Below are 8,670 nucleotides of genomic sequence, written 5' to 3'. Positions count from 1 at the left end.
GATGAGCATGGTCTCCATGCCCGAGCTAGCAGGCGGGGCCTGCGGCGGCACAGCATCCTGCGCGCCAGTGCCCCAAGCCGACTGGGGAGCCTGAACCAGCATGGTCTCCATGCCCGAGCTGGCAGCCGGAGCCTGCGGCGGAACCGCATCCTGCGCACCGGTACCCCAGGCCGGAGCCTGCGGGGACACAGCAGGCTGCGGAGCCTGGATCAGCATGGTCTCCATGCCGCCTGCGGGCGGAGTCTGCGGGGGCACGGCAGGCTGTGCGCCAGTGGCCGGAGCAGGTTGGGGTGCCTGAACCAGCATGGTCTCCATGCCCGAGCTGCCAGCGGCCGGAGCCTGCGCGGCGGTGCCCCAGGCCGGAGCTTGCGGCGGAACAGCATCCTGCGCACCGGTCGCCGAAGCAGGCTGCGGGGCCGGAATCATCATGGTCTCCATGCCCGAGCTCGCGGCCGGAGCCTGCGCTCCAGCGCCAGCGCCAGAACCCCAAGCCGGAGCCGGAGCCTGCGCCGCCGCCTGCCCCGTGCCCCAAGCCGGAGCCTGCGCCTGCCCGCCAGCAATCTGCGCACCGGTCGCACCCCCCGGCGCACCCGTCACCGCCGCCGGCGCCACCGCGCCCACGATGCCCGCCACGTGCGCCTGGCTCATCCCGAGGCCGGCGCCGACGGTGTCGATCACCGCGCGCTCGGCGGGCTGCAGCGGGCCGTCGGCGGCCGCCACCCGGGTCGCGCCGGTGACCAGGGCTTCGCGGCCAGCGTCGGGGAGTTGGCCGGCCAGGCCGGCGAGCAGCTGCGAGAGGTCGGCGGGGACCACCTGCATGTCCTGGGCCAGGACCGCTTCGGTGTAGCCGATGGCGCCGGCGTTGGCGATCTCCTGCACGGCCGCCGCGCGGGCCGCCGGGTGGTCCCAGCCGCCGCGGCGCAGGACGTTGACCATCACCGCTCGGACCGTGTTCTGCAGCAGGTCCGTGAACTGGGCTGCGGTGGGGCGGGAGAGCACCGTGTCGCGGAAGTCGTTCTTGCAGTACGTGCAGCGGATGAACTCGCCGACGGTCTTCAGCGGGATCAGGGGGATGAAGAACAGCGTGAAGAAACGCTGGGCTTTGCGACGTTCGTAGTTGCGGTCCGCGCCACAGGTCGGGCAGGAGAACACTCCGCTGCCGATGACCCGGAAGACGGTTTTCCAGCCCCAGATGATCATTGGTACTAGTCCCCTCCGTTCCGCGCGTTACGGAACAGAGGGAATCCTTCCACAACCACCCCGGTCGTTGGAAAGGCCGGGTCAGCGGAAACGTCGGCCGGAACGTCAGCCGAATCGTCAGCGGAAAGCGCGGTTCACCGCAGAGATGATCGCCTTCAGCGACGCCGTCACGATGTTGGCGTCGATGCCCACACCCCACAGCACCCGGCTGCCGATCGCGCACTCCACGTACGACGCCGCCTTCGCGTCCTCGCCGGAGGTCAGCGCGTGCTCCACGTAGTCCAGCACCCGCACGTCGATCCCGACGCCGGACAGCAGGTTCGTGAACGCGTCGATCGGCCCGTTGCCGACGCCCTCCAGCTGCGTGGTGTCCCCGTCCACCGCCAGGTCCACGGTGAGCTGGTCCTTCTCCTCGATCGCCGAGGAGGCGTGGTGTCCCAGCAGCCGGATCCGGCCCCACGGCGCCGAGGGGTTCGGCAGGTACTCGTCCACGAAGACGTTCCAGATCTCCTCCGGCGTGACCTCGCCGCCCTCGGCGTCCGTCTTCGCCTGGATCACCTGCGAGAACTCGATCTGCGCGCGCCGCGGCAGGTCCAGCTGGTGCTCGGTCTTCAGGATGTACGCCACGCCGCCCTTGCCGGACTGCGAGTTGACCCGGATCACGGCCTCGTACGAGCGGCCCACGTCCTTGGGGTCGATCGGCAGGTACGGCACGGCCCAGACGATCTCGTCCACGGTCTTGCCGGCCGCCGCGGCGTCCCGCTCCAGGTGCTCGAAGCCCTTCTTGATCGCGTCCTGGTGCGAGCCGGAGAAGGCGGTGTACACCAGGTCGCCGCCGTAGGGGTGGCGCGGGTGCACGGGCAGCTGGTTGCAGTACTCGACGGTGCGGCGCACCTCGTCGATGTCGGAGAAGTCGATCTGCGGGTCCACGCCCTGGGAGAACAGGTTCAGGCCCAGCGTCACCAGGCACACGTTGCCGGTGCGCTCGCCGTTGCCGAACAGGCAGCCCTCGATGCGGTCGGCGCCGGCCTGGTAGCCCAGCTCGGCGGCGGCCACCGCGGTGCCGCGGTCGTTGTGCGGGTGCAGCGACAGCACGATGGAGTCGCGGCGCTCCAGGTTGCGGTGCATCCACTCGATGGAGTCGGCGTAGACGTTGGGTGTGGCCATCTCGACCGTGGCCGGCAGGTTGATGATCACCTTGCGGTCCGGGGTGGGCTGCCAGACCGCGGTCACCGCGTCGCAGACCTCGACGGCGTACTCCAGCTCGGTGCCGGTGTAGGACTCCGGCGAGTACTCGAAGTAGATCTCGGTGCGGGTGCCGTCGGCGCGCGGCGGCATCGCCTCGTAGAACTTCTGGCACAGCTTGGCGCCGTTCACCGCGATCTGCGTGATGCCGGCGGTGTCCTGGCCGAAGACCACCCGGCGCTGGAGCGTCGAAGTGGAGTTGTACAGGTGCACGATGGCCTGCTCGGCGCCGCGCACGGACTCGAAGGTCCGCTCGATCAGCTCCTCGCGGGCCTGGGTCAGGACCTGGATCACCACGTCGTCGGGGATCCGGTTCTCCTCGATGATCTGCCGGACGAAGTCGAAGTCGGTCTGCGAGGCGGCCGGGAAGCCGACCTCGATCTCCTTGTAGCCCATGGCGACCAGCAGCTCGAACATCTTCAGCTTGCGGGCCGGGGACATCGGGTCGATCAGCGCCTGGTTGCCGTCGCGCAGGTCCACGGCGCACCAGCGCGGGGCCTTGTCGATGACCTTCGTCGGCCAGTCGCGGTCACGCATCTCGACGGGAGCGCTCTGCCCAATATTCGCGAAGCGAAAAGGGACGTACTTGTGGATCGGCATACCGGAGGGCTGCTGCTGTACTCGCATCGTGCTCGAACTCCCTGGGTGGTCACCAACGGATGGGGACGGCCGACGGCGGAAACACAAACTGCCGCGACGAGGGAGCCGGCCTGTGTCGGTGCTTACAGGCCCCCGTCGCGGCTGCTAAGAAGGAGCAGGCCGCACTGGCAGGAGGTGCACATAGCGTTGCCACGTTATCCCGACCGTCTCACCGGTCGCACTCCCCGTCCGTGATCCGAGACACAAGGGCCCCTCAGCTGCGGTGCGGCCGCCGGGCTTCACTCGATCAGCGTAATCGCCGCGCGCAGCCCGCGCACAATCGTGACCGAAGTGACGAATGCGGCCATAGTTACGGCTATGACGAGGGCTACGACGAGGACTCCCTTCTGCGGCATCGTCCCGCCGCACCTGCTGTCCCGCCTGGCGGACTCCGACCTCCACGTGGCGGACGCGGCGCGCCGCACGCTGACCGCCGACGCCCGGCACCGCCTCACCCGCGGCGCCGTCCCCTGGGTCGGCGAGCGGCACCTGGCGGCGCCGACGACCGTGGAGCGCAGCGACGACCGCTCGATCTTCGACGACCGCGACACCGAGAACCTGCCCGGCTCGGAGGTGCGCGCCGAAGGGGGACCGGCGACCGGGGACCCGAGCGCCGACGAGGCCTACGACGGGCTCGGCGCGACGTTCGACTTCTATCTGAAGGTGTACAACCGGTGGTCCGTGGACGGTCAGGGACTGCCGCTGAAGGGGACCGTCCACTACGGCGTGCAGTACGACAACGCCTTCTGGAACGGCTCGCAGATGGTGTTCGGCGACGGCGACGGTGCGGTGTTCGGCCGGTTCACCGGCGCGGTGGACGTCATCGGGCACGAGCTCACGCACGGCGTGACGCAGTACACGGCGAACCTCGTCTACCGCGGGCAGTCCGGCGCGCTGAACGAGTCGGTGTCGGACTGCTTCGGGTCGATGGTCAAGCAGTACCAGCTCGCTCAGGACGCCGCGGATGCGGACTGGCTGATCGGGGCGGGGCTGTTCCTGCCTTCGGTACAGGGGGTCGCGCTGCGGTCCATGAAGGATCCGGGGACGGCTTACGACGATCCGCATCTTGGCCGGGATCCGCAGCCTGCGGCGATGTCAGGGTACGTCGACACCAGGGGGGACGACGGCGGGGTGCATATCAACTCCGGGATTCCCAATCGCGCGTTCTATCTGGCGGCTGTCGGTATCGGCGGCAGGTCGTGGGAAGGCGCGGGGGCGGTTTGGTACGACGTGCTGACGTCGCCCACGCTGCCGGCCGCCGCGACGTTCGCCACGTTCGGCACCGCGACCGTGCACGCTGCCGAGGCGCGCTTCGGGCGTCGGTCGGCGGAGGCGCATGCGGTGGCGGCGGCTTGGCGGGAGGTCGGGGTTTCGGTTCACAGCTGAGGGCCTCGGGGCGGAAATTCGATCGCCGCCGACCCGGGCCGTGCCTAGCATCGGCCGTGATGACTATCACGATCCGGGAAATCGACCTCGCCGGCACGGACGCGATGTCCACGCTGCTTCCGCTGTTCCGGGCTGCGTCGGCGGTCGACGAACCGCGCGCGCCGGAGCCCTCCGAGTCGTACCTCAGGCTGCAGATCGGGCGGCGTGCGGCTCGGCACATCTCGTGCCTGGTCGCCTATGACGGCGAGCGTCCGGCCGGGTTCGCGCGGATGAACCACGGCAAGGTCGCGAACCGGAACCTGGTCTACGGCGAGTTGTGGATCCCGGGCGGGAAGCGCGCCGAGTCGGCCGGGCCGCTGCTGGAGGCGTGCCGGGACTACGCGCGTGCGCGAGGTGCCACTCGGCTCGTGATCGACACCAGCGAGTTTTCCGGCTACGAGGCGGCCTGTAGTGCCGGCGGCGGCCGGGTACTGGCCGAGGAGTGGCGTCGTCAGCTGGATCTGACGGCGATCGACCGCGAGCGGTACGCCGCCTGGGCCGCGCCGACGGAGAAGAACGCGCACTACCGCGTCGAGATCTGGCGGACTCCGACGCCGGAGCACCTGCTGGAGCCGCTGGTCGCGGCGTACGACGTCATGCGCGACGCCCCGACCGGAGAGCTCGTGATCGAGACTCCGCCGCCGGACTTGGATCGGCGGCGGCAGACTGAGGCTGACAATCTGGCGGCCGGGATGCAGATGTACGTGGCAGCGGCGTTCGCCGCAGGCGGCGACGGCGAAAGCCAAATAGAAATCGCCGGCTTCCATGAGGTGTTCGTCTTCCCGGACTACCGGATGGCCGAGATCGGCAACACCGGAGTGCCGGCGAAGTTCCGCGGGCACGGTCTGGGACTGCGGCTGAAAGCGGCAATGACGCTGTACCTGCTGGAACATGAGCCGCATGTCGACGTGCTCTCGACTTTGAACGACGCGGACAATGCGCCGATGGTGCGGGTGAATGACGCCATGGGCTATATCGCTGCTGAGGCTTGGCAGGCTTGGCAGTTCGAGGTCTGACAGAGGTCTGACAGAGGTCTGACAGCCTGCACAGCAAGGTGCCCGAACCGAAACGGTCCGGGCACCGGGGAAAGCCTGAACCTCAGAACCCGAGCTTGGCCAGCTGCTTCGGGTCGCGCTGCCAGTCCTTGGCCACCTTCACATGCAGGTCGAGGAACACCGGCGTGCCCAGCAGCGCCTCGATCTGGCGGCGGGCCTGGGAGCCGACCTCGCGCAGCCGCTCGCCGCCGTGGCCGATGACGATCGCCTTCTGGCTGGGGCGCTCCACGTAGAGCGTCGCGTGGATGTCCAGCAGCGGGCGGTCGGCCGGGCGGTCCTCGCGCAGCGTCATCTCCTCGACCGTGACGGCCAGGGAGTGCGGCAGCTCGTCGCGCACGCCCTCCAGCGCGGCCTCGCGGACCAGCTCGCCGACCATGATCTCTTCCGGCTCGTCGGTCAGCTCGCCGCCCGGGTACAGCGGCGGGGACTCCGGGAGCTGCTTCACCAGCAGGTCCTCCAGCAGCTGGATCTGCTCGTCGCGGACGGCGGAGACCGGGATCACCTCGGCCCACTCGACGCCGACCTCGCGGCCCAGCTCGACCAGGGCCAGCAGCTGCTCGGCGATCTGCTCCTTGGAGGCCTTGTCGGTCTTGGTCAGGATGGCGATCTTCGGGGTGCGCCGGACGCCGGCCAGCTCGGTGGCGATGAAGCGGTCGCCGGGGCCGATCTTCTCGTCGGCCGGGACGCAGAACCCGATGACGTCCACCTCGGCCCAGGTGGCGCGCACCTCGTCGTTCAGGCGCGCGCCGAGCAGGGTGCGCGGCTTGTGCAGCCCGGGGGTGTCGACCAGGACCAGCTGGGCGTCCTCGCGGTGCACGATGCCGCGCACCGTGTGCCGGGTGGTCTGCGGGCGCCCGGAGGTGATCGCCACCTTCGCGCCGACCACCGCGTTGGTCAGCGTGGACTTGCCGGCGTTGGGGCGGCCGACGAAGCAGGCGAAGCCCGCGCGGAAGTCGTCCGGGAACTCGTGGCGCGGCGGGGAGTCGTCCCGGACGCCGCGGCCGTAGGCGGTCGGCGCGGGCTCGGAGTCGCGGACGCGGTCGGTGGTGACGCGCTTCTCGGCGAGCTTCTGGCTGCGCTTGACGCGCTCCGCCTTCTTCTTGGCCGCCTCGGCGTTCGCCGCCTGGCGGGACCGGGATCGTCCACTCGCGCTGCTCGTCATGCAGACCATTCTCCCTTACTCGGGAGGGTCCGCCGCTCAGAGCTCCGGATCAGCGCTTCGGATCGGCCAGGAACAGCCGCGGCGCGGTGCCGGAACCCTTGAGATCGGCGACCACGTCCAGGTCCTCCTGCCGGAACTTCTTCTCCTCGCTGACCAGCACGGCGGCCTCCAGCACCGTCGCCCCGCCGACGACCGCCATCGCGACCGCGGTCTGCAGCGCGGACAGCTTCAGCGCCGGCAGTTCGACGGTGGTCGCCACGTAGGTGCGGCCGGTTTCGTCACGGACCGCCGCGCCCTCGGCCGCGCCGTTGCGGGCCCGCTGGGCCTTGGCGAGGATGTGGAGCTTGGCGTTCTCGGGGTCCAGCTGAGTGTCGGTCATGGGATAACGCTATCGAAAACGAAGAAGGCTCTGGAGATTGTGAATGAACACAGACTCCAGAGCCTTCTTCGCCGAACCTTCTTCACTGAGCGGATGACGAGATTCGAACTCGCGACCCTCACCTTGGCAAGGTGATGCTCTACCAGCTGAGCCACATCCGCATTCGCCTGCCGGGTTTCCCCGGCGACGAGGAAAACTATAGCCCATGTGCGGGGTGGGTTTGCCACCTGGTTACCGGGACGTGTCAGGCGTCGTCCTGCGGAACGCGCTTCACCAACACCGTGCCGATGCGCCGGCGCCGGCCCTCCGGGGACTCCGCGGTCAGGCGCAGCCCCTCCACCTCGATCTGCGCGCCGGGGATCGGGACGCGGCCCAGGCGCTTGGCCATCAGGCCGCCGACGGTCTCCACGTCGTCGTCCTCCAGGTCCACGCCGAACAGGTCGCCGAGCTCGTCCACGCCGAGGCGCGCGGTGACCCGCGCCGCGTCCGGGGACAAGCGTTCCACCGAGGGCCGCTCCACGTCGTACTCGTCGGCGATCTCCCCGACGATCTCCTCCAGGATGTCCTCGATGGTGACCAGGCCGGCGGTGCCGCCGTACTCGTCGATCACCACGGCCAGGTGGATGTGCCCGGCCTGCATGTCCCGCAGCAGCTCGTCGGCGGGCTTGCTGTCCGGGATGCAGACCGGGACCCGCATCGCGGACTCCACCAGCTCGGTGGTCTCCCCGCTGGGGTGCTCGTGGATGCGGCGCACCAGGTCCTTGAGATACACGATGCCGACCACGTCGTCGGCGTTCTCGCCGACCACCGGGATGCGGGAGAAGCCGCTGCGCAGCGCCAGCGACAGCGCCTGCCGCAGGGTCTTGTGGCGCTCGATGAAGACCATGTCGGTGCGCGGCACCATCACCTCGCGCACCAGCGTGTCGCCGAGCTCGAAGACCGAGTGCACCATGCGGCGCTCCTGGTCCTCGATGACGCTGTTCGCCTCGGCCAGGTCGACCAGCGCCCGCAGCTCGGCCTCGGAGGCGAACGGGCCCTCGCGGAAGCCGCGGCCCGGCGTGACCGCGTTGCCGATGACGATCAGCAGCTGCGCCAGCGGCCCCAGGACCGAGGTGAGCAGCGCCAGCGGGCCGGCGAAGCGCAGGGCCACCCGCACCGAGTGCTGGCGGCCGATGGTGCGCGGCATCACGCCGATGAAGATGTAGGAGACCGCGATCATCACGCCGATCGCGGCGAACCCGGCACCCCAGGCGTCGTCGATCCGGCGCATGAACAGCACGGTGACCAGCACCGTCGCCGCGATCTCGCAGGCCACGCGCAGTAAGAGGACCAGGTTCAGGACCCGGGCCGGGTCGTCGACCAGCTGCTTGAGGCGCGCCGCGCGCGGCACGCCCTCCTCGACCAGCTCCGCGGCCCGCACCCGTGACACGCGGGACAGCGCGGCGTCCGCGCAGGCGGAGAACCCCGCCACCGCGACCAGGACCACGACGGCGACGATCTCCCAGAAGAGCAGGACACTCATGCGGCGCCCCCGGCGACCGAACGAGTGCCCTGCCGATGTCTAT

The 8,670-nt window shown here is 69.8% G+C and carries 7 protein-coding genes and 1 tRNA gene; 2 read left to right on the top strand and 6 right to left on the bottom strand.

The features are described 5' to 3' along the window. Both GWK61_RS31765 and leuA read right to left on the bottom strand, forming a co-directional pair. Positions 1-1,200 (bottom strand): zinc-ribbon domain-containing protein (locus GWK61_RS31765; RefSeq protein WP_194915379.1); only part of this gene is annotated, 1,200 nt, incomplete at its 3' end. A gap of 117 nt (positions 1,201-1,317) precedes the next feature. Further along, complete coding sequence (gene leuA / locus GWK61_RS31760; protein WP_194915378.1) at positions 1,318-3,072, bottom strand: 2-isopropylmalate synthase; 1,755 nt, start codon at positions 3,070-3,072, stop codon at positions 1,318-1,320. A 330-nt stretch (positions 3,073-3,402) separates the two neighbouring features. Between leuA and GWK61_RS31755 the strand changes: the two genes are divergently transcribed. Both GWK61_RS31755 and GWK61_RS31750 read left to right on the top strand, forming a co-directional pair. Continuing rightward, complete coding sequence (locus GWK61_RS31755) at positions 3,403-4,470, top strand: M4 family metallopeptidase (RefSeq protein WP_194915377.1); 1,068 nt, start codon at positions 3,403-3,405, stop codon at positions 4,468-4,470. Positions 4,471-4,529: 59 nt separating this feature from the next. Further along, positions 4,530-5,525 (top strand): hypothetical protein, encoded by a 996-nt coding sequence (locus GWK61_RS31750; RefSeq protein WP_194915376.1) that lies wholly within the window; start codon positions 4,530-4,532, stop codon positions 5,523-5,525. Positions 5,526-5,607: 82 nt separating this feature from the next. Here GWK61_RS31750 and era read toward each other — a convergent pair whose 3' ends face one another. The 4 genes from era to GWK61_RS31730 form a co-directional block, all read right to left on the bottom strand. Beyond that, positions 5,608-6,735, bottom strand: coding sequence for a GTPase Era (gene era, locus GWK61_RS31745; protein WP_194915375.1), 1,128 nt, complete (start codon positions 6,733-6,735; stop codon positions 5,608-5,610). Between the two features lie 40 nt (positions 6,736-6,775). Beyond that, entirely contained in the window at positions 6,776-7,105 is a 330-nt protein-coding gene (locus GWK61_RS31740) for a cytidine deaminase-like protein (RefSeq protein ID WP_194915374.1), read from the bottom strand. Between the two features lie 88 nt (positions 7,106-7,193). Continuing rightward, a tRNA-Gly gene (locus GWK61_RS31735) sits at positions 7,194-7,266 on the bottom strand. 83 nt (positions 7,267-7,349) lie between these two features. Further along, positions 7,350-8,627 (bottom strand): hemolysin family protein, encoded by a 1,278-nt coding sequence (locus GWK61_RS31730; protein ID WP_194915373.1) that lies wholly within the window; start codon positions 8,625-8,627, stop codon positions 7,350-7,352. Between the last annotated feature and the right edge of the window lie 43 nt (positions 8,628-8,670).

It is taken from the genome of Catenulispora rubra (assembly GCF_015356825.1).
GTDB classification, from domain to species: domain Bacteria; phylum Actinomycetota; class Actinomycetes; order Streptomycetales; family Catenulisporaceae; genus Catenulispora; species Catenulispora rubra.
The sequence above is the reverse complement of the archived record's forward strand: the minus strand, read 5'-3'. Positions and strand labels throughout refer to the sequence as shown.

Coding starts and splice junctions, on each gene's coding strand:
- leuA (WP_194915378.1), bottom strand. CDS start 3,072: ATGCGAGTACAGCAGCAGCCCTCCGGTATGCCGATCCACAAGTACGTC.
- GWK61_RS31755 (WP_194915377.1), top strand. CDS start 3,403: ATGACGAGGGCTACGACGAGGACTCCCTTCTGCGGCATCGTCCCGCCG.
- GWK61_RS31750 (WP_194915376.1), top strand. CDS start 4,530: ATGACTATCACGATCCGGGAAATCGACCTCGCCGGCACGGACGCGATG.
- era (WP_194915375.1), bottom strand. CDS start 6,735: ATGGTCTGCATGACGAGCAGCGCGAGTGGACGATCCCGGTCCCGCCAG.
- GWK61_RS31740 (WP_194915374.1), bottom strand. CDS start 7,105: ATGACCGACACTCAGCTGGACCCCGAGAACGCCAAGCTCCACATCCTC.
- GWK61_RS31730 (WP_194915373.1), bottom strand. CDS start 8,627: ATGAGTGTCCTGCTCTTCTGGGAGATCGTCGCCGTCGTGGTCCTGGTC.